We start from the raw sequence: 18,794 nt of genomic DNA on the forward strand, positions 1-18,794 counted from the left end.
CTAGTGCGGGAAAGGCCAGAGTCTCAGTTTCTCCTTGGCGACGCGCCACAGCTGCGCCAGACCGTGCGGTTCTAGGATCAGGAACAGGATGATCAGCCCGCCCACGATCACCAGCTGCAGATGCGCCACGATGTCGGTGGGCCAGCCCAGCATGTCCGCGCCCACGACCTTGAGCACCACAGGCAGCAGGACCAGGAAAGCCGCGCCGGCAAAGGAACCGAAGATCGAGCCCAGCCCGCCGATGATGACCATGAACAGCACCAGGAAGGATTTCTGGATGCCGAAGACCTCGCCCACCTCGACCGCGCCAAGGTAGATGGCAAAGAATAGCGCGCCTGACACGCCCACGAAGAACGAGCTGACGGCAAAGGCGCTGAGCTTGGCGCGCAGCGGGTTCACACCGATGATTTCCGCGGCGATGTCCATGTCGCGGATTGCCATCCAGGTGCGCCCGGTGGTGCCGCGGGTCAGGTTGCGGGCGATAATCGCACAGGCGGTCAGGAAGATCAGGCAGAACAGGTAGGTCGCCCAGGCCGGCGCGTTGGGGCCGGTGATGATGATGCCAAATACGTCACGCTCGGGCGCGTTGATCTGCCCCGAGGCCGAATAGTTGTAGAACCACGGCACCCGGTTGAACAGCCACACCAGGAAGAACTGCGCCGCCAGCGTCGCCACCGCCAGGTAGAACCCCTTGATCCGCAGGCTGGGCAGGCCGAACAGCACGCCCACGATGGCGGTGATGCCGCCGGCCAGGATCACATGGATGAACATCGACACGTCTGGAAAGGCGGTCATCAGCTTGTAGCAGGCATAGGCGCCCACGGCCATGAACCCCCCGGTACCCAGGGAAACCTGCCCGCAATACCCCACAAGGATGTTCAGGCCGATCGCCGCAATCGCATAGATCAGGAAGGGCAGCAGCAGCGCGTTGGCCCAATAGTCGTTGATGATGAACGGGATGATCCCGAACGCCACCACCAGCACCACATAATACCGATACCGGTCGAACTTGATCGGGAAAGTCTGGTTGTCGTCCCTGTAGGAGGTCTTGAAGTCTCCGGCCTCACGATAGAACATGTCTTACTTTCCCCATTGTTCCTGCGCCCGGTTGCGGGCTTCGGCGTCCAGTTGGTTGGACCGTTTGGCATATCCGCTCGCCTCTGAGGCGCGCACCAGTTTCATGTAGGCCAGAACACCCATCACCAGCCCGGCAAAGGCCAATAGCGCGGCCACGGTCAGCTGATTGGCGGTCAGATCGTTCGAGGTCAGGGCGATGTACCCAAAGGCCCAGAACCCCGCCCACGCGATCACGTTGATGATGGCGATCAGCTTGGTCATGGCCTACACCCTCTCGATGATCTTCTCGCCGAACAGGCCCTGCGGCCGGAACACAAGGAAGATCAGCGCCAGAACATAGGCAAACCAGTTCTCGGTCGCGCCACCCACCAGCGGGCCCACGGCGAACTCGAACAGCTTCTCGCCCACGCCGATGATCAGCCCGCCGACGATGGCGCCGGGGATCGAGGTGAACCCACCCAGCATCAGAACCGGCAACGCCTTGAGCGCGATCAACGACAGCGAGAACTGAACGCCCGACTTGGTGCCCCACATGATGCCCGCGACCAGCGCCACGAACCCGGCCACCGACCAGACCATGATCCAGATGAAGTTCAGCGAGATACCGACCGACAGCGCGGCCTGGTGGTCGTCGGCCACGGCCCGCATTGCGCGGCCCTGTTTGGTGTATTGGCTGAACGCGACCAGTGCCGCCACCAGAAGCGCCGCGATGACCGTCGCCACGATGTCCAGGTTGTCGATGAAGAAGCCGTAGCCGAAGATGTTGTAGGTGGTCTCGTCGATCCACAGGTTGATGCCCTGCGGAAGACCCACGTCCAGCGTCTTGATCTCGGATCCCCACATCAGGTCGGCCACGCCTTCCAGGAAGTAGGCCAGACCGATGGTGGCCATGAACAGGATGATGGGCTCCTGCCCCACAAGGTGGCGCATGACAAAGCGCTGCACCGCCCAGGCAAGCAGGACCATCACGCCCATCGTCAGCAGAATGGCCAGCAGCGCCGGCACGTTCCAGCCGAAGTAGTGAATATGCGTGCCGAAGATCGCGTTGATCAGATGCGAGAACGGAACTTGCCCGTTCATGATCCCCACCAGGGTCATCGCCGCAAACAGGGCCATAACCCCCTGAGCATAATTGAAGATCCCCGACGCCTTGTAGATCAGCACAAAGCCCAGCGCGACCAACGCATACAGCACCCCGGCCATGAGGCCGTTCAGAAAGACCTCCATCGCGAAAATCAACTGATCAGGCATCTGCGCCTCCCCTCAATTCTGTGCGGTGCTCAGTCATGGCTGACCCCCAGATAGGCGTCGATGACTTCCTGGTTGTTGCGCACCTCGTCGGGCGTGCCGTCCCCGATCTTCTTGCCGTAATCCATCACGACCACGCGGTCGCTCAGGTCCATCACCACGCCCATGTCATGCTCGATCAGGGCGATGGTCGTGCCGAACTCGTCGTTCACGTCCAGGATAAAGCGGCTCATGTCCTCTTTTTCCTCGACGTTCATGCCGGCCATCGGCTCGTCCAGCAGCAGCAGCTTGGGTTCGGCGGCCAGAGCGCGGGCCAGTTCGACGCGTTTCTTCAGGCCATAGGGCAGCCGCGCCACAGGCGTCTTGCGGATGTGCTGGATTTCCAGAAAGTCAATGATCTTCTCGACCGACTCGCGGTTTTCCACCTCTTCCGCTTCGGCCTTGCCGCGCCAGATCGCCTGCTGCAGAATGTTTGTCTTCATGAAGTTCAGGCGGCCGGTCATCACGTTGTCCAGAACGCTCATACCTTCGAACAGGGCGATGTTCTGAAAGGTCCGGGCGATGCCCTGGCGGGCCACTTCATAGGGTTTCATCTGCGGGCGTTTCGCCCCGTGGAACCAGACCTCGCCTTCCTGCGGAATGTAGAAGCCGGAAATCACGTTCAGCATCGAGGACTTGCCCGCGCCGTTCGGACCGATGATCGCGCGGATCTCGCCCTGGCGGATGTCGAACGAGATGTCCTTGATCGCCACCACGCCGCCGAATCGCAGGGTGATGTTTTTCATCTCCATCACCACGCCGCCGATCTTGCGGCCATCCTCGGTGACATATCCGTCGTCGGATGAATCCAGCATCGTCTACTCCTCAAACTGCGGGTGAACGGGACGGCGGGCGGGGCGATGGCCGCAGGCCGAGCGGCGCACGACCGGCCTCATTCCGCGGCCACCTTCTGATGCGACACCGGCACGACCGGCACGTCGACGATCTGCAGCGTGGCGCTGATCGATCCCTTGCGCCCGTCCTCATAGGTCACCTCGGTCGTGGTCGAGACCGTCTCGGACCCGTCATAAAGCGCGGCGATGATGTCGGCGTATTTGTCCTCGACGAACTTGCGGCGCACTTTTCGGGTGCGGGTGATCTCGCCATCATCGGGGTCCAGTTCCTTGTGCAGCACTACGAACCGGTGCACCTGGCAACCCGAAAGCATCTCGTCGGCGGCAACCGACTTGTTGACCTCTTCCACATGGCTGCGGATCGTCTCCAGTACCCGCGGATGGCCCGCAAGTTCCTGGTACGAGGCATAGGCGATGTTGTTGCGCTCGGCCCAGTTGCCCACCGCCGTCAGGTCGATGTTGATGAAGGCCACGCAGCGGTCGCGGCCATTGCCGAACAGCACCGCTTCGAGGATGTCGGGATAGAACTTGAGCTTGTTCTCGACATATTTCGGCGCGAACATCGAGCCGTCGGCCATCTTGCCCACGTCCTTGGCGCGGTCGATGATCCGCAGGTGGCCGCTGCTTTCCTCGATGAAGCCCGCGTCGCCCGTGGCCACCCAGCCCTCGGGGTCCTTGGTCGAGGCGGTGGATTCGGGGTTTTTGAAGTATTCAACGAACACGCCGGGCGAGCGATAGAAGATCTCGCCATTCTCCGCGATCTTCAGTTCGACGTCGGGCGCAGGCACACCGACGGTGTCAGCCCGCACCTCGCCGTCGGGCTGTACGGTGATGAACACCGTCGCCTCGGTCTGACCATAAAGCTGCTTCAGATTGATCCCCAGCGAACGGTAGAAATCGAAAATCTCGGGCCCGATCGCCTCGCCCGCGGTGTATCCGACACGGAACCGGCCATAGCCCAGCGTGTCTTTGAGCGGTCCGTAAACCAGAACATTTCCGATCGCGTATTTCAGGCGATCCAAGAATCCGACCGGGTGGCCGTCCAGGATGCGCCCGCCGACCTTCTTGGCGTGATCCATGAAATAGCGGAACATCCGCTGCTTCATCGGGCTGGCATCCTCCATCCGGATCATCACGTTGGTCAGCTGGGTTTCAAAAACGCGCGGCGGAGCGAAAAAGTAGGTCGGACCGATCTCACGCAGGTCGGTCATCATCGTGTCAGCGCTTTCGGGGCAATTCACGCAGAACCCGCACCAATAAGCCTGACCGACCGAAAAGATGAAATCGCCCACCCAGGCCATCGGCAGATAGGACAGGATATCCTCGTTCCGGGTCAGGTGGTCGAATTCGGCCGAGTTCTTTGCGCTCTCGATCACGTTGCGGTTCGACAGAACCACGCCCTTGGGCTTGCCCGTGGTGCCCGAGGTGTAGAGCATCACGCAGGTGTCGTCATAGGTGATTTCGGCGATGCGGCGGTCCAACTCGGCGTCGAGCCGGTGATGCCCGGCGCGCCCCTCGGCCATGATGTCGCTCAGCGCGTTCATCTGGCTGTGGTCGTATTTCCGCATGCCGCGCTTGTCGGTGTACAGGATGTGCTTGACCTGGTGCAGATCCTGCTGGATCTCGATGACCTTGTCGACCTGCTCCTGGTCGCCGCAAACCACGTATTTCGCGCCGCAGTGTTCCAGCACATAGGCCATCTCTTCTGCGACCGAGTCCTGATACAGCGGCACCGGCACCGCGCCCACCATCTGGGCCGCGACCATCGACCAGTAGTGCGCCGGGCGGTTGCGCCCGATCACGGCGATATGGTCGCCCTTTTCAACGCCAAGCTCCAGGAAACCCAGAGCCAGCGCACGAATCTCGGCGGCTGTTTCCGCCCAGGTCCAGCACTGCCAGATCCCGAATTCCTTTTCGCGGTAGGCCGGGGCATCCCCGAACTGCGTCGCATTGCGGTGTAGCAGCGCCGGAAGGGAGTGCATCCCCTCGGCGCCCGACTGCGTCTGAGCCAATTCTATCTCTCCTCCCCATCCGGCCCCGGGTTGGGCCGGAACGACGTCGCCGGGTCAGACCCGCGCGCCGCTGCCCCGATTAAGGACAAGGAGGACGATCAGCGTCAACTTTTTCGTGATGTTTTCCGGAATCTTACGAATTGTTACAGGGATGCCGGGGTGATTTTCCGATTTGTAAGTCTTGTACAAACTGCGAAATAGCACGCTTCAAAAAAGAGCGGCGTGGGTTTGCATTCTGCTTCTACGCCGAAACGCTAAAGAGAATATGATAACGGTTGTATATGCAGAGCGTGATAAATGGCAGCTTCGAGCCCACCCCGTGAATTCGATTTTCTCGCTGCGTGCGCACGCGGCACGAATTCTTCTGCACCGACATAATTTCTCGCGCTGCGGTGCGGCTCGAAAACCGGTCGTTGGCCACCGGGCGCAGCATTTATCCGGAAGCGAATTCACAGATTGCGGACAAACCCGTCACTCGACCTGAACAAGATCATCCCAGTCAATACGAAGCGCCTTCCCACCAACTTTTGGCAGTTTACTTCGTTCGACGAGTAGACCGGAAACCTCAAAGCACTCATCGACTTTCACCACAAGGAGTTTGCTGAAATGCCGGTCGAGCCTAACGGTCACAGATTGCGTGTTCTTAAAGGGTGTGATGGTCTTCACTTCAACAAAGTCGTTTCCCAGGCGTCCGTCAGAACCCTTGGCGTAGTCCTTATGGAGCTTGATCCCATACATTATCGCGCCATATAGCTCACCGATATCGCCATATATGTTCAGATGTTTTCCTGTCGTGATGTGATAGTGCTGAGCAACATTCAAGAGTTCTTCGAAAACCGGCACCAAGTCGACATCTGCGTTTGGGTAGCGAGCTTGCAACTCGAGCCGCTCTAGATGACTATTGATGCTGCGCCAACTTATCCATTCTCCGTCTTCCCAAATCGCGTTACGCGGACCCAGTGGTTCTCTATCCAAATCTTTTCCCCGAGATTGTTGCTTCGCTACGCTATTGGTTCATCTCATCGTCAACAAGCTCGGTATTTGATTGAACCGCCAAACGTGTCCGCTTTGGGCTCGAAGCCGCCGAATGCTCATGTGGCATTCCTCCGACCTGCGGCTTCCTGAAACCTGACATTCACAAAGGATGGTAGAATCGCCCGTCAGCACGGTGTTGATGTCTGGGCCTGGAGGGAGGGTTGGAGGCTAAACCATGCCTAGAATTCAACTTCCCGCAACCACTCCCAAGCGCCGCGCCTGGAACAAAGGCCGCATCATCGGCCAGAAACGCCCGCTCCTGCCAAAACAGGTTTGGGCAATCCGCGCACGATTGGAACTGGCAGGCAATCTGCGCGACCTGGCGCTCTTCAATGTCGCTATCGACAGCAAGATGCGTGGCTGTGATCTGGTTCGGCTGAAAGTGATAGACCTTGTGAGTGGCGAGCGTGTTCGGGAGCGCGCGACAATCGTCCAGAGCAAAACTGGTCAGCCGGTTCAGTTCGAACTCACTGAAAACACGCGCGATTCCGTGACGGCTTGGGTGAACGCTCCTGAGATGATCCGTTGTGCATTCATGTTTCCAAGCCGGTTTCACAACCGACCACACATTTCGACGCGCCAATACGGAAGGTTGCTCCGCGACTGGGTGACCGCGATCGGGCTGGAGCCGAGCGGATACGGCACCCATTCTCTGCGTCGAACCAAGGCGTCGGAGATCTATCGCAAGACCGGCAATCTGCGTGCCGTGCAACTCCTGCTTGGCCACACCAAGGTGGACAGTACAGTGCGCTACCTTGGCGTCGAGCTCGAAGATGCGCTGAGCATTGCTGAAAAAATCGATCTCTGATCAAACTTGGCGGATGGCTCTGGCCGTTCGCCATCCGGGACCGCCCATTCCCGAAATCAAAGCGTTCGGCGGCTCCGAGCCCACTTTGACCGATGCTGATCGATGCCCCAATGACAGCAATGCGCAGAAATCTGACTTTGCAAAGATGCAGTTCATGCTTTTGCTCGCCCAACCAGACCGGCCCAGATAGCCGGAGACCCCTATTGGAAGTGCGGCACTATAGATTGTTGGCTTATCTTATGTACTGAGCAGTGTTGTGCTACGTCAGCCAACGTTCGTGCTAGGGGAATAAAGGCAATACAAACTCCAACAAATCAGACAATATTGGACGAACTATTGGTCGATTAACTTCATTGTCCGAGCGATAGCTGCCAGACAATTTTCAGCGCTGTTTTCGTTTAACCGAAATAATGCACCCAGAGTGTTTTGGATGCCGTGCTGGTACATCCCGCGCCATAGCGTCCACGTTTCCGAGGTGCCGCAACGCTCCGTTGTTCAGCAACACACCGCGCCCTGCATCGTAACGGCGCTGTCCAAATCCGCTGGCAACGCATTCCCAGTTTTCCTTGGTCGCTGCGTTGCGGAACCTGGGTAAGTCGTGCGGGTCATGCCGTCCAGGTGTTGCTGCGACATGATCGTGTTTCTTTGAATTGCTTTGGTGGGTCAAATGGTGGGTCACTTGTGTTGTGCCAGTCGGCTGGACAGTACCGGTTGTCGGCCTTGGCTTTGGGCGCATAACTGTCACGACGCCTTGTGGTTTCGGATGTCCTGGGACGGCCACATGAGTTGCCGTAGGTTTTGGTGTCAACTGTGGAACTTGACCAGGAACTGCTGTGGGAACCTGATTGGGAGTCGCGGTTGGGACGAGCGGTGGCACAGCAGTTTGACCGTTAGGTTGAGGCGGAACCTGGCCAGGAACAGCGACTGGTATTTGGTTGGGTGTTGCTGTTGGCACCAGGGGCGGCACATTGGGTTGAGGCGGAACCTGGCCTGGGACAGCTATCGGAACTTGATTGGGAGTCGCAGTCGGAACTTGCGGCGGCACGGCAGTCGGTCCGGTAGCCAACGGCGGAACCTGATTGGGAACGGCTGTCGGAACCCGGTTTGGCGTCGGGTTTGGCACCAATGGAGGAGCTAGGGTCGGCGCTACGACGGGTGTTGGAACTTGACCGGGCACAGCTATCGGAGTTGCGATAGGAACCCGACCGGGAATTGCGTTCGGGACCGCGCCCGGCGCAAGGACCGGCACTGTAACGGACGTCGGCGTTTGCGGCGTTCCCCGAGGTGGCAACTGATTTGCTACCGGCTGCGTTGGGCCGGTAATTTGATTGCCTGGCCCTTGCCCACCGGTCTGCCCGCATCCTTGGCCGGACTGGTGTGGGTTCCCTACACCTCGGCACCAACCGTATTGGTTTCCGCGGGCAAAGACCTGCGTAGCGGCCAGTCCAGCAATCAAACAAGCTGCGGAAAGTAAAGCAATGCGGTTCCGTTTCATAACATCCTCACCAACTTGTTGTCAGAGCAAGATACGCGCCAGGATCGCCAGAGTCGGTCAAAGGACCGTCCCTCAAAGGAACACCGACATATCCGGACAAGAATAGGTTTTGCTTAAACTCAATGTCCAAACCCAGACCTGTCGATGCCAGTGTAGCACTTTCAACTTCAAAACTCGCAGGGTCATTGTTCGAGATGTACCCCACGTCGAAAAAAGCAAAGGGTGTTAAGCGATGTATGCTCTGGGACCTAGGGAAGTAGGAATGAGACACTTCGAAAATCGCGGAGATCCCGGAATCACCATCTACCTCGTCAAAACGATATCCGCGCAAAGCATAACGATCACCAAGGAAGTACTCCTCTACCGAGGGCAGCCGGTCGGTTGTGAACTGGCCCCAGATCTCAGTGCGCCAAGCTGTGTTGGGCGACAAGCTCGTTAGCGGGCTTTCGTATCCAATGCCGCCCCGTAGATGCCAGAACGAGGAGTCGCCGTCGTCAAAATTCGCGTCCGTCGTATTATTGTTGCCAAACGATAAAGTTAACCCAGCCTCCAGAGTTTGCCCTTTTGGATAGTTTTGCCCATAGAGATACGTTAGGCCGACGACACCTGCGTCACTGGATAATGGCACGCCGCCACTGACTGAGTCCGCCTCGGAAAGGCGATAATCCAGCAGAAGATATCCATAACGGGCCACATCGCGGATCACGGGGTAGCCCAACGCGACGGTGAAGTTCTCGCCATCAACATCTGTTCTTGCAAACTCCCCCGAGAGGTCACGTTTTGCATTTATGTTTCCGTAGAAAACCTCACCGTATAGACCATCGCTGTTTAGCGGCGTGCGATAGGTAACAGCGCCCCACAAAGAGTGTTCGTCGTCTTTGTCCCAATTGTAGTTGCCAGACCCCTCAAATCGCAGCAAATCCCCGACAGTCAGCGTCGAATAAAACTCTTGCACGACATAGAAGCTGAGCGCTTCTCCCAGCTCACGCGGAGGGTTGTCGAGTGTCGCACTACCGGCTTGTTTTCGCAGTGGCTCTCCCAATACTCTCAGCCGAGCACCAGCCTGATCCGGGTAATCAAGTTCGGTCGACACGTCCAAGTCGGGTATGTCCTCGGCGAGCATAACTGCCCGCTCAAATTGTTTGAGAGTTATCGGGTATGCGGTGGTGAGTGGGCGAAAGATCTTTTCCAAGGTTTGGAACGTGCGCGTATCTACCCCTTCAATTTCGATGGTTTGAATGCGTCCTTCATCCACAACTATGCTCTGCCCATCGGGTCCAGGCCAGGCCTCAGCCAAGAAGTAACCGTCTTCTCGGTAGATCTGCGTAATCGTTGATGCGACATCCGCCGCTGTGATGCGCCCCGACCGGTCAAAGGCCAACTGACCGGCAAACGTTAACAGCTCATCGGTATCATACACCGTTACGCCACTGACAGAGTGCTGGGATGCGATGTCCCAAGTTTGGGCCATGCTGTATTTTGGGACTGATACAATAGCCAAAAAAGTGCAAATGATCGCAATTACAACCGAGTTGGTTACGGGCATTTTCTACAACCTTAGCATGATTGAGCATGTTAAAACCCAATCCTATTACGAGGTTTGAATGTCTGAGCTTACCGGTACTCAAATTTGATCACGACTGGTACTTTCGAGATACACAGCGACCAGATTACAGTGCGCCTTCGTCGCCCAGGAACTCGATACCAGCTGTCGCGCCATCACTGTAAGCAATGCAATTCCAAGGAGCACGGTCCTCACCAACACCGACAGTGACTTGTGTTCCAGCTTCGCTAAACGCGGATGAGAGCACAACGACTTGCGAATTGTTCGTTGTTTTGGCTACATCTCGCAAACACGCCTGCTGAGCGGGTGTGAGTTCGGCGGACGCGCTAGACATACTCGTTTCGTCACATGCCGCAAGCAATGCAAACAAAGTTGTGCCTGCAATCATCACTGTCTTTTTGGTCATTTTCTTCTCCATCAGGGTCCATCGAATCTAGTGAAATTGGATGCTCCTTTTTGAAGCGTCCGCTTCTACTCAGCCAATTGAGCACAGCTCGATCCGGTGCTTACCTATCTCAAAGATTTGTCGCCAACGGATTGGTCGGGGGAACGATATCGAGTTGATTGCCGGGGCCGACAACAACGGAGGTAAAATAAAGCTGTGTCGAATTCGCATGTTTGAATCTAATTTTTAATAAATCAATATTTTTTTCGCGCGTAAATTTCTCTACGCTCTCGTACGATAGGCCTCTGCGTTCAAACAAAAAAGTAACTGGGAGCTAAGAGTGTGTTCCCCTGAGCGGCGAAGCGATTTGAGGCCGCACAAAAACAATGAAGGGATTGAAAGATGGGATTTGGTGAAGCCGTTAAGACGTGTTTCTCGAAATACTTCCAGTTCTCCGGTCGGGCTATACGCTCAGAATACTGGTGGTTCTTCTTGTTTGTGGTTCTCGTGAGTGCCGCTTTAGCTGTGCTGGATACGATCATATTCGGGACCAACCCCGAAACAGGCCAGGGATCTCGGGTCCTGTCCTCTGTTTTCCAACTGGCTGTTCTCATACCTATGTTGGCCGCCGGTTGGCGAAGGCTGCATGATACAGGACGACCTGGCTGGTATTTGCTGCTGCCGATGGCGCTCAGCATTACAACGCTCTTTGTTATGCTGGGTGGGGTGGCGTTCTTTTCGGTATTGGAGCAAGGGACGGAAAACCCCGGTGCATTGCGAGGACCTGCGGCCGTCCTGGGCGTGACCGGTATTGTTGTTGTCTCAATTCTTCAATTGGTTCTGTCCATTCTGATGATCTGGTGGTTGACGCGCCCTTCGGAAGAAGGCGCAAACGAATACGGCGAGCCTGTTTCCTGACCTGGTTGTCCGGGCAACGGGCCGGAATTTCTGCTGAATGACAGTGCGAACCGTAACTCAATGGAGAGAAAAAATGAGCTTCAAAACCATTTCCATTGGAATGCTACTGATGGCAGGAGCGACCACAGCATCAGCGGAGTGGTCGTTCAACTCCGGGCCTAATCCCAATGCATTTAATCAAACCGGAAACATGACCCTGGAACTTCAGTGTAACCGTATCCGCTTCGCTCCAGCTGGATATGAGGACAGCCAGGACATTGTGGAGAAGCAAGGGCTTTCCATTCGTTTTTTGAAGAACGGCACTACCGAGGTTGGGGCATTTCAGGTTGGCGCAGAAAACGCTGCCGTGCAGATCGTCGACAACTATCCCGTCGAGGTCAGTTTCAATAGTCAAGAGGACTATGGTTTTGTACTGGACCAGCTTGCGGCCAATGCATCGGTTAATCTGTCGATGATTGATCAAGATGTCAGCTACGGAATCTTTGACTTGAAGGGTTCCAGCGCAGCAATTCGGTCCCTTCGTTCCGCCTGCGACTCAGATGCTAGCCAAGGGACATCCTACGAAGCACCCGAAGGCATCGTCTATTGTGGTGGCGGAGCGAAAAAACGCCAAATCGAATATGTAATTCTGGACAATCCAGAGGGGGAGTGGGACGCGCGAGTAACGGTCAACGGCGAGTCGATCAGAGCCATGACGGCCTACAGTTACTTCGGAAACTATGAGCCGCCCGCCGGATTTGTCGTCGCCCTGCTTGGGGAAGACAGGTCCGAGTTTCTGATTTTTAGCGAAGGCTCGGTAAACTGGCTGGAATACGGGGACTACAGATATGATCAGTGCAATTGATGCCACCTTCCAAACAGCTTCCCAAATAGTGCGTCAATTGAAAGGTTTAGTTTCCAGGTTTGTGCTGGTCTCTGGTCTAGTATGGAACTCACCAGCTGTCGCGGCTGATGTATCGCAACTTCCGCCCGGTTTGCAGGCGAAGGTTGATCTGGCGGCACAGGCCTGCGCGGAGTTCAACGACGGTCAGTTTCACTTAGACTGGGGTGCGGTTGAGAGGGTCGATCTCGACGGAGATCTGCAACGCGACTGGGTTTTGAATGAATTTGGTTTCGCGTGTTCGAGCGCCGCATCTCTCTACTGCGGAACTGGCGGATGCATGTCGCACTTCCTGATCGAAGATCATTTGTTTTCGCTTCTAAATCAGGGATGGGATATGGCGAACACTGGCCCGTTCCGCGTGCTTTTGGCCGATGTGCATGGCTCGCAATGTGGTGGGATTAACCCAACCCCTTGCGTCGTAGCCAGCGTTTGGGATGCAGACAGCAAGACATGGCGCTCGTCTGCAGGTGATTGGGAGTAAGCTGCATATAAGCATTGCAGATAAGCCATGGGATCGGATCTGAACCAGAAGAAATTGGAGATGACTTCCCAGCATTGTTCCGTCCATTGCAGGAGCTGAAAAACAAAGCGTTGGACAGCTGGTATGTCAATGTTCTGGCGTGCTACCCAGAGAATCGTGGTGAGGGACTTGGCTCAAAATTACTTGAAGTCGCCGACGAGATAGCCCGCGACGCAGGATACAACACTATGAGTCTTATTGTTGCCGATGAAAACGTGGGAGCCAGACGTTAATACGAGCGGAAGGGATACTCTGAGTTGGACAAAGCCCCATGCGTCAAAGACGGCTGGGCGACCGAAACAGAAAACTGGGTTCTCCTCGTCAAGTCGCTGTCCTGAAATCGGGTGTAACCGGTCTTTATGAGCGGAGGCCGCACTCGCTTTTCGGCTGAAGGGGTGTTGGCGCTCACAACCAATCATATATATTGTGCGCCTCGGGAGCCGCGGTTGGTCTGAGAGCAACGAAGGTCGAGAATGTCCGCATACAAGACATCCAGACCTATCAACTCGAACGTCCCTGGCTTTGCGCCCTACAACCAATCCCGCAATATCGGGATCAGTGGAACATCCGCTGCCGGCATCGGATAGTTGCGCAGCTCGTTCGCCCGCACCCATTTCAGCGCCTGACCTTCTTTGGACTGCGGGATGCCCTGCCACTTGCGACAGGCAAACAGCGGCATCAGCAGATGGAAATCGTCATAGCTGTGGCTGGCAAAGGTAAGCGGTGCAAGGCACGAGGCCCAGGTGTCGATGCCCAGTTCCTCGTGCAATTCGCGGATCAGGGCGGCCTCGGGGGTTTCGCCCGGCTCGATCTTGCCGCCGGGAAATTCCCACAAGCCAGCCATGGCCTTGCCCTCCGGGCGCTGCGCCAGCAGCACCCGCCCATCCACGTCGATCAGGGCGACGGCAGAGACGAGAACCGTTTTCATGGTCGCAATCCCGGACACAAAACCGGGCTCCACTTTTGCTGGAATTGCTCAGATTTCACGACCGGTAATCCGCGTTGATCTCGATGTATCCGTGGGTCAGATCGCAGGTCCAGACGGTGGCCTTGCCCTCGCCCAGCCCCAGATCGACGGCGACCACCAGTTCCTGGCCTTTCATGTAGGCGGCGGCGTCTTCCTCGCGATAGGTCGGGCTGACCCAGCCTTTTTCGGCCACGAGGATATCGCCGAAGGAAATGCTGAGCGTGTCGCGATCGGCCGCCGCGCCGGATTTGCCGATCGCCATGACGACACGGCCCCAGTTCGGATCCTCGCCCGCGATGGCGGTCTTGACCAGCGGTGAATTGGCGATGGCCATGCCGTGGACTTTGGCATCGGCGTCCGACGCGGCGCCAGTCACGCGGATCTCGACGAATTTGGTGGCGCCTTCGCCGTCCTTCACCACCTGATGCGCCAGATCCAGCATCACCGATTCCAGCGCCCGCGCGAAATCGGCATTGCCAGTGGCATCCGCGCCCGACGCGCCGGTCGCGCACAGCAGCAAGCTGTCCGAAGTCGAGGTGTCGCTGTCCACGGTGATGCAGTTGAAGGTCCGGTCGGTCTGCTCGGCCAACATCCGTTGCAGCGCCGATTGGTCGATCTTCGCATCGGTGAAGATATAGACCAGCATCGTCGCCATGTCGGGCGCGATCATGCCCGACCCTTTGGCTATCCCCGCAATAGAGACGGTTTTTTCGTCGATCTCGACCTGCGCGCTAGCGCCTTTGGGGAAGGTGTCGGTGGTCATGATTGCCCGCGCGGCCTGTTCCAACGCGTCGGCGCGCAGGCCGGCGGTCAGTTCGTCCAGCCGGGCCACGATCCGGTCATGCGGCAGCGGCTCGCCGATCACCCCGGTGGACGAGGTGAACACGCGGTTCTCCGCCACACCGGTCGCCTGCGCCACGGCTGCGGTGATCTGCTCGACCGATGCCTGCCCGTACTGCCCTGTAAAGGCATTGGCGTTGCCCGAGTTCACCAGGATCGCCGCCGGCCCGTCGCTGGGCCCACCGATCTTGTCTTGGCAATCCAGCACCGGCGCCGCACGGGTAGCCGAGCGGGTGAACACACCAGCCACCGCGGTACCCGGATCGAGCACCGCCAGCATCACGTCGGTGCGGCCCTGATACCGCACCCCGGCGGCGACGGTGGCGAACCGCACACCGTCGATGACCGGCAGATCAGGGAAGGCCGCAGGGGCCAGCGGAGACACCTTGGTGATCTTGGCCACTGGGGTTTACTCCTGAACCAGGTCCAGCTTGCGGACCACATCCGGGGTCAGGCCCTCGACCTCGGGGCGCTCGACGCTGCCCGCCTGGGTCAGCTCGTCGATCTTGGCCTGAATGGCCTCCTGACGAACGGACTGGGCCAGTTCATCCCGCACCGCCGCCAACTCGGGCGCTTCGGATTTGCGTTTGTCGTTCAGGATCACGACGTGCCACCCGAACTGTGTCTGCACCGGGTCCGAGACCTGACCTTTTTCCAGCCCGATCACGGCCTGTTCGAATTCTGGCACCATCTGGCCCTTGCCGAACCAGCCCAGCGCACCGCCATTGGGACCGGACGGGCCGGTGGATTTCTCCTTGGCCAGCTCGGCAAAATCGGCGCCGTCATCCAGTTGCGCCTTGATCTCTTTGGCCTCGTCCTCGGTCGCGACAAGGATGTGGCTGGCGTTGAACTCGTCCTCGCCCTGGAAGTCCGCGAACTGCGCGTCATAGGCGGCCTGGATCGCGTCGTCCGTCACCTGGGCATCGGTGATCTGGCTCACCGTCTGCACCGCCTTAAGCGAGCGCTCTTCGTTGGTCAGCATCAGCGCGTTCAGGCGGGTCAGCTCGTCCTGCTCCTGGCTGAGCAATTGTTGCTGGATCAGCTGCTCGACGATGAACTGGTACAGGACCTCGTCTTCCAGCTGCTGATATTGCGGCGGCAGGCCAGCCGCAGTGGCAATCACGTGACCCAAAGTGATCTCGTCGCCGTTGACGCGCGCCACAACCGTATCGGCAGAGGGTTCGGTTTCAGCGGCGACAGGCAGGGCCATCATGGCCGCAAGAGCCAGCGATGGCAGAAAAGTGAGACCTTTGGGCATGAATTCATCCTATATTCTGGCCGCGACAGGGCGTGGCGTTGACACTCTGGAACCTGCCGCTTACATCGCTTGCAGCCTTTGACAGGACCATCTTTTCCTCCCAGCTATCTATGGGTTGCGCGCAAGGTGGGCAAGCCTGTCGCAACCAAGACAAGAAAAGATCCGCTGGAGTGAACATGCTGGGACTCGGTACGCTTGCCAAAAAGGTGTTCGGAACACCGAACGACCGCAAGATCAAGGCAACCCGCCCGCTGGTCGAAAAGATCAACGCGCTGGAGCCGGAGTTCGAAAAACTCTCGGATGACGATCTGAAAGCCAAGACCGAAGCGCTGCGCAAGCGGGCCAACGAGGGCGAGAGCCTAGATGACCTGCTGCCCGAGGCTTTCGCCAACGTTCGTGAGGGCGCCAAGCGCGCGCTGGGTCTGCGGGCCTTTGACGTGCAGCTCATGGGCGGCATCTTCCTGCATCAGGGCAATATCGCCGAGATGAAAACCGGCGAAGGCAAGACCCTGGTCGCCACCTTTCCCGCCTATCTGAACGCACTGACCGGAAAGGGCGTGCATGTCGTCACGGTCAACGAATATCTGGCAAAGCGTGACGCCGAATGGATGAGCAACGTGTTCGGCGCGTTGGGTATGACCACCGGCGTGATCTGGTCGGGCCAGCCCGATGCCGAGAAAAAAGCGGCCTATGCCTGTGACATCACCTATGCCACCAACAACGAGCTGGGCTTCGACTATCTGCGCGACAACATGAAGGCGGATCTGAACGAGGTCTACCAGAAGCACCACAATTTCGCGATCGTGGACGAGGTCGACTCGATTCTGATCGACGAGGCGCGCACGCCGCTGATCATCTCGGGTCCATCTCAGGACCGGTCCGATCTGTACACGGCCATTGACGGTCTGATCCCGTCCCTGCAGGACGATCACTATACGATCGACGAGAAGTCCCGCAGCGTGACCTTCACCGATGAAGGCAACGAGTTCCTTGAAGAGCAGCTGCACGCCAGTGGCCTGCTGCCCGAGGGCCAGTCGCTGTACGACCCTGAAAGCACCACGGTGGTGCACCACGTCAACCAGGGCCTGCGCGCGCACAAACTGTTCCAGCGTGACAAGGACTACATCGTGCGCGACGGCAACGTGGTTCTGATCGACGAATTCACCGGGCGCATGATGCCGGGCCGCCGTCTGTCCGAAGGCCTGCATCAGGCGATCGAAGCAAAGGAAGGCGCGCCCATCCAGCCCGAAAACGTGACTTTGGCCAGCGTGACTTTCCAGAACTATTTCCGCCTCTATGACAAGCTGGCCGGCATGACCGGTACCGCCCTGACCGAGGCCGAGGAATTCGCCGAAATCTATGGCCTGGGCGTGGTTGAAGTGCCGACCAACAAGCCGATCGCCCGTGTCGACGAGGATGATCAGGTCTATCGCACCGCGGCCGAGAAATACGCGGCCATGATCGAAGAGATCAAGAAGGCCAACGCCAAGGGCCAGCCGGTTCTGGTGGGCACGACCTCGATCGAGAAGTCCGAGATGCTCAGCGAGATGCTGACCAAGGAAGGCATCAAGCACAACGTCCTGAACGCCCGCCAGCACGAGCAGGAGGCCCAGATCGTGGCCGAGGCCGGGCGTCTGGGCGCGGTAACCATCGCCACCAACATGGCCGGCCGCGGCACCGACATCCAGCTGGGCGGAAACGTTGAAATGAGCGTCATGCAGGCGCTGGCCGAGAACCCCGAGGCCGACCCAGCCGAACTGCGCGCCCGGGAAGAGGCGCGTCATGCCGAAGAAAAGCAAAAGGTGCTGGAGGCCGGCGGTCTGTTCGTTCTGGCCTCGGAACGCCACGAAAGCCGCCGCATCGACAACCAGCTGCGCGGCCGCTCGGGCCGTCAGGGCGACCCGGGCCGCACCGTGTTCTTCCTCAGCCTGGAAGACGACCTGATGCGCATCTTCGGCTCGGAACGGCTGGACAAGGTTCTGACCACCCTGGGCATGAAAGAAGGCGAAGCGATCGTCCACCCTTGGGTGAACAAATCGCTCGAACGCGCGCAGGCCAAGGTCGAAGGCCGCAACTTCGACATGCGCAAGAACGTTCTCAAGTTCGACGACGTGATGAACGATCAGCGCAAGGTGATCTTCAGCCAGCGCCGCGAAATCATGTCGACCGACGATCTGTCCGAAATCGTTTCGGACATGCGCGAACAGGTCATCGACGATCTGATCGACCAGTACATGCCGCCCAAAACCTACGCCGACCAGTGGGACACCGACGGGCTGCACGCGGCCCTCAAAGAAAAGCTGAACATCGATGTTCCGGTTCAGGAGTGGGCGGCCGAGGATGGGGTCGATGACGACGTGGTTCGCGAACGCCTGATAAAGGCGACCGACGAGATGATGGCCCAGAAGGCCGCCGCCTTCGGCCCCGAGAACATGCGCAACATCGAAAAGCAGGTGCTGCTGCAGACCATCGACAGCAAGTGGCGCGAGCACTTGCTGACCCTGGAACATCTGCGCTCGGTCGTGGGCTTCCGCGGCTACGCCCAGCGCGATCCGCTGAACGAATACAAGACCGAAAGCTTCCAGCTGTTCGAGAACATGCTCGACAGCCTGCGCGAAACGGTTACCCAGCAACTGGCCCGCGTCCGCCCGCTGACCGAAGAAGAGCAGCGCGAGATGCTGGCACAGATGCAGGCGCAGCAGGCCCAGATCAAGAAAGCCGCCGAACAGGCCGAAGCGGTGGCCGAGGCGCAGGCCTCGGGCGATGCGCGGCCCGGCTTTGTCGAGGACGACCCGTCAACCTGGGGTAATCCGTCGCGCAACGATCCCTGCCCCTGCGGGTCCGGCAAGAAATTCAAGCACTGCCATGGTCGGCTTGCCTGATCCGGTCAG

The 18,794-nt window shown here is 58.2% G+C and carries 17 protein-coding genes; 6 read left to right on the forward strand and 11 right to left on the reverse strand.

What is annotated here, in order from left to right:
* From K3752_RS16110 to K3752_RS16135, 6 genes are all read right to left on the reverse strand, one after another.
* Positions 1-1,077 carry a branched-chain amino acid ABC transporter permease gene (locus K3752_RS16110; RefSeq protein ID WP_260063788.1) on the reverse strand — a complete coding sequence of 359 codons (1,077 nt, stop codon included), beginning with the start codon at positions 1,075-1,077 and terminating at the stop codon, positions 1-3.
* 3 nt (positions 1,078-1,080) lie between these two features.
* Entirely contained in the window at positions 1,081-1,338 is a 258-nt protein-coding gene (locus K3752_RS16115) for a hypothetical protein (protein ID WP_170340767.1), read from the reverse strand.
* Positions 1,339-1,341: 3 nt separating this feature from the next.
* On the reverse strand, positions 1,342-2,328 hold the full coding sequence (locus K3752_RS16120) for a branched-chain amino acid ABC transporter permease (protein ID WP_170340766.1): 987 nt from the start codon (positions 2,326-2,328) through the stop codon (positions 1,342-1,344).
* 29 nt (positions 2,329-2,357) lie between these two features.
* The gene (locus tag K3752_RS16125) at positions 2,358-3,179 is read right to left on the reverse strand and encodes an ABC transporter ATP-binding protein (RefSeq protein ID WP_260063789.1); all 822 of its coding nucleotides are present in this window, start codon (positions 3,177-3,179) and stop codon (positions 2,358-2,360) included.
* A gap of 77 nt (positions 3,180-3,256) precedes the next feature.
* Positions 3,257-5,200, reverse strand: a complete 1,944-nt coding sequence (locus K3752_RS16130; protein WP_260066336.1) for an AMP-binding protein — start codon at positions 5,198-5,200, stop codon at positions 3,257-3,259.
* A 501-nt stretch (positions 5,201-5,701) separates the two neighbouring features.
* Complete coding sequence (locus K3752_RS16135; RefSeq protein ID WP_217358077.1) at positions 5,702-6,205, reverse strand: hypothetical protein; 504 nt, start codon at positions 6,203-6,205, stop codon at positions 5,702-5,704.
* 235 nt (positions 6,206-6,440) lie between these two features.
* Here K3752_RS16135 and K3752_RS16140 point away from each other — a divergent pair, with 235 nt between their 5' ends.
* A complete protein-coding gene (locus tag K3752_RS16140; RefSeq protein ID WP_260063790.1) occupies positions 6,441-7,073 on the forward strand; it encodes a tyrosine-type recombinase/integrase in 633 nt (210 codons plus the stop codon).
* A gap of 1,502 nt (positions 7,074-8,575) precedes the next feature.
* On the opposite strand, the gene K3752_RS16145 is transcribed toward K3752_RS16140, so the two are convergent.
* Both K3752_RS16145 and K3752_RS16150 read right to left on the reverse strand, forming a co-directional pair.
* Positions 8,576-10,114 (reverse strand): ShlB/FhaC/HecB family hemolysin secretion/activation protein, encoded by a 1,539-nt coding sequence (locus K3752_RS16145; protein ID WP_170366794.1) that lies wholly within the window; start codon positions 10,112-10,114, stop codon positions 8,576-8,578.
* Between the two features lie 124 nt (positions 10,115-10,238).
* The gene (locus K3752_RS16150; RefSeq protein WP_170391085.1) at positions 10,239-10,538 is read right to left on the reverse strand and encodes a hypothetical protein; all 300 of its coding nucleotides are present in this window, start codon (positions 10,536-10,538) and stop codon (positions 10,239-10,241) included.
* A gap of 381 nt (positions 10,539-10,919) precedes the next feature.
* Here K3752_RS16150 and K3752_RS16155 point away from each other — a divergent pair, with 381 nt between their 5' ends.
* From K3752_RS16155 to K3752_RS16170, 4 genes are all read left to right on the forward strand, one after another.
* Positions 10,920-11,435: a DUF805 domain-containing protein gene (locus K3752_RS16155; RefSeq protein ID WP_260063791.1), complete on the forward strand. Its 516-nt coding sequence runs from the start codon at positions 10,920-10,922 to the stop codon at positions 11,433-11,435.
* Between the two features lie 73 nt (positions 11,436-11,508).
* Entirely contained in the window at positions 11,509-12,279 is a 771-nt protein-coding gene (locus K3752_RS16160; protein ID WP_170343554.1) for a hypothetical protein, read from the forward strand.
* Positions 12,263-12,799: a hypothetical protein gene (locus K3752_RS16165; RefSeq protein ID WP_260063792.1), complete on the forward strand. Its 537-nt coding sequence runs from the start codon at positions 12,263-12,265 to the stop codon at positions 12,797-12,799. Before K3752_RS16160 ends, K3752_RS16165 begins: the two co-directional genes overlap by 17 nt.
* A 14-nt stretch (positions 12,800-12,813) precedes the next feature.
* A complete protein-coding gene (locus K3752_RS16170) occupies positions 12,814-13,071 on the forward strand; it encodes an N-acetyltransferase (RefSeq protein WP_260063793.1) in 258 nt (85 codons plus the stop codon).
* Between the two features lie 296 nt (positions 13,072-13,367).
* Here the strand turns inward: K3752_RS16170 and mutT are convergent, their stop codons facing one another.
* From mutT to K3752_RS16185, 3 genes are read right to left on the reverse strand one after another with little or no spacing between them, the layout of a single operon-like run.
* Complete coding sequence (gene mutT / locus K3752_RS16175) at positions 13,368-13,766, reverse strand: 8-oxo-dGTP diphosphatase MutT (protein WP_170340762.1); 399 nt, start codon at positions 13,764-13,766, stop codon at positions 13,368-13,370.
* A 55-nt stretch (positions 13,767-13,821) separates the two neighbouring features.
* The gene (gene argJ / locus K3752_RS16180) at positions 13,822-15,048 is read right to left on the reverse strand and encodes a bifunctional glutamate N-acetyltransferase/amino-acid acetyltransferase ArgJ (protein WP_260063794.1); all 1,227 of its coding nucleotides are present in this window, start codon (positions 15,046-15,048) and stop codon (positions 13,822-13,824) included.
* A gap of 6 nt (positions 15,049-15,054) precedes the next feature.
* Positions 15,055-15,903: a peptidylprolyl isomerase gene (locus K3752_RS16185; protein ID WP_260063795.1), complete on the reverse strand. Its 849-nt coding sequence runs from the start codon at positions 15,901-15,903 to the stop codon at positions 15,055-15,057.
* Between the two features lie 176 nt (positions 15,904-16,079).
* Between K3752_RS16185 and secA the strand changes: the two genes are divergently transcribed.
* The gene (secA, locus tag K3752_RS16190; RefSeq protein ID WP_260063796.1) at positions 16,080-18,785 is read left to right on the forward strand and encodes a preprotein translocase subunit SecA; all 2,706 of its coding nucleotides are present in this window, start codon (positions 16,080-16,082) and stop codon (positions 18,783-18,785) included.
* Positions 18,786-18,794: the final 9 nt, after the last annotated feature.

Origin of the sequence: Ruegeria sp. B32, assembly GCF_025141855.1 — a bacterium.
Classification (GTDB): Bacteria; Pseudomonadota; Alphaproteobacteria; order Rhodobacterales; family Rhodobacteraceae; genus Ruegeria; species Ruegeria arenilitoris.

Coding starts and splice junctions, on each gene's coding strand:
- K3752_RS16185 (WP_260063795.1), bottom strand. CDS start 15,903: ATGCCCAAAGGTCTCACTTTTCTGCCATCGCTGGCTCTTGCGGCCATG.
- K3752_RS16150 (WP_170391085.1), bottom strand. CDS start 10,538: ATGACCAAAAAGACAGTGATGATTGCAGGCACAACTTTGTTTGCATTG.
- K3752_RS16165 (WP_260063792.1), top strand. CDS start 12,263: ATGATCAGTGCAATTGATGCCACCTTCCAAACAGCTTCCCAAATAGTG.
- K3752_RS16130 (WP_260066336.1), bottom strand. CDS start 5,200: ATGCACTCCCTTCCGGCGCTGCTACACCGCAATGCGACGCAGTTCGGG.
- K3752_RS16140 (WP_260063790.1), top strand. CDS start 6,441: ATGCCTAGAATTCAACTTCCCGCAACCACTCCCAAGCGCCGCGCCTGG.
- K3752_RS16125 (WP_260063789.1), bottom strand. CDS start 3,179: ATGCTGGATTCATCCGACGACGGATATGTCACCGAGGATGGCCGCAAG.
- K3752_RS16155 (WP_260063791.1), top strand. CDS start 10,920: ATGGGATTTGGTGAAGCCGTTAAGACGTGTTTCTCGAAATACTTCCAG.
- mutT (WP_170340762.1), bottom strand. CDS start 13,766: ATGAAAACGGTTCTCGTCTCTGCCGTCGCCCTGATCGACGTGGATGGG.
- K3752_RS16115 (WP_170340767.1), bottom strand. CDS start 1,338: ATGACCAAGCTGATCGCCATCATCAACGTGATCGCGTGGGCGGGGTTC.
- secA (WP_260063796.1), top strand. CDS start 16,080: ATGCTGGGACTCGGTACGCTTGCCAAAAAGGTGTTCGGAACACCGAAC.
- K3752_RS16145 (WP_170366794.1), bottom strand. CDS start 10,114: ATGCCCGTAACCAACTCGGTTGTAATTGCGATCATTTGCACTTTTTTG.
- K3752_RS16110 (WP_260063788.1), bottom strand. CDS start 1,077: ATGTTCTATCGTGAGGCCGGAGACTTCAAGACCTCCTACAGGGACGAC.
- K3752_RS16160 (WP_170343554.1), top strand. CDS start 11,509: ATGAGCTTCAAAACCATTTCCATTGGAATGCTACTGATGGCAGGAGCG.
- K3752_RS16120 (WP_170340766.1), bottom strand. CDS start 2,328: ATGCCTGATCAGTTGATTTTCGCGATGGAGGTCTTTCTGAACGGCCTC.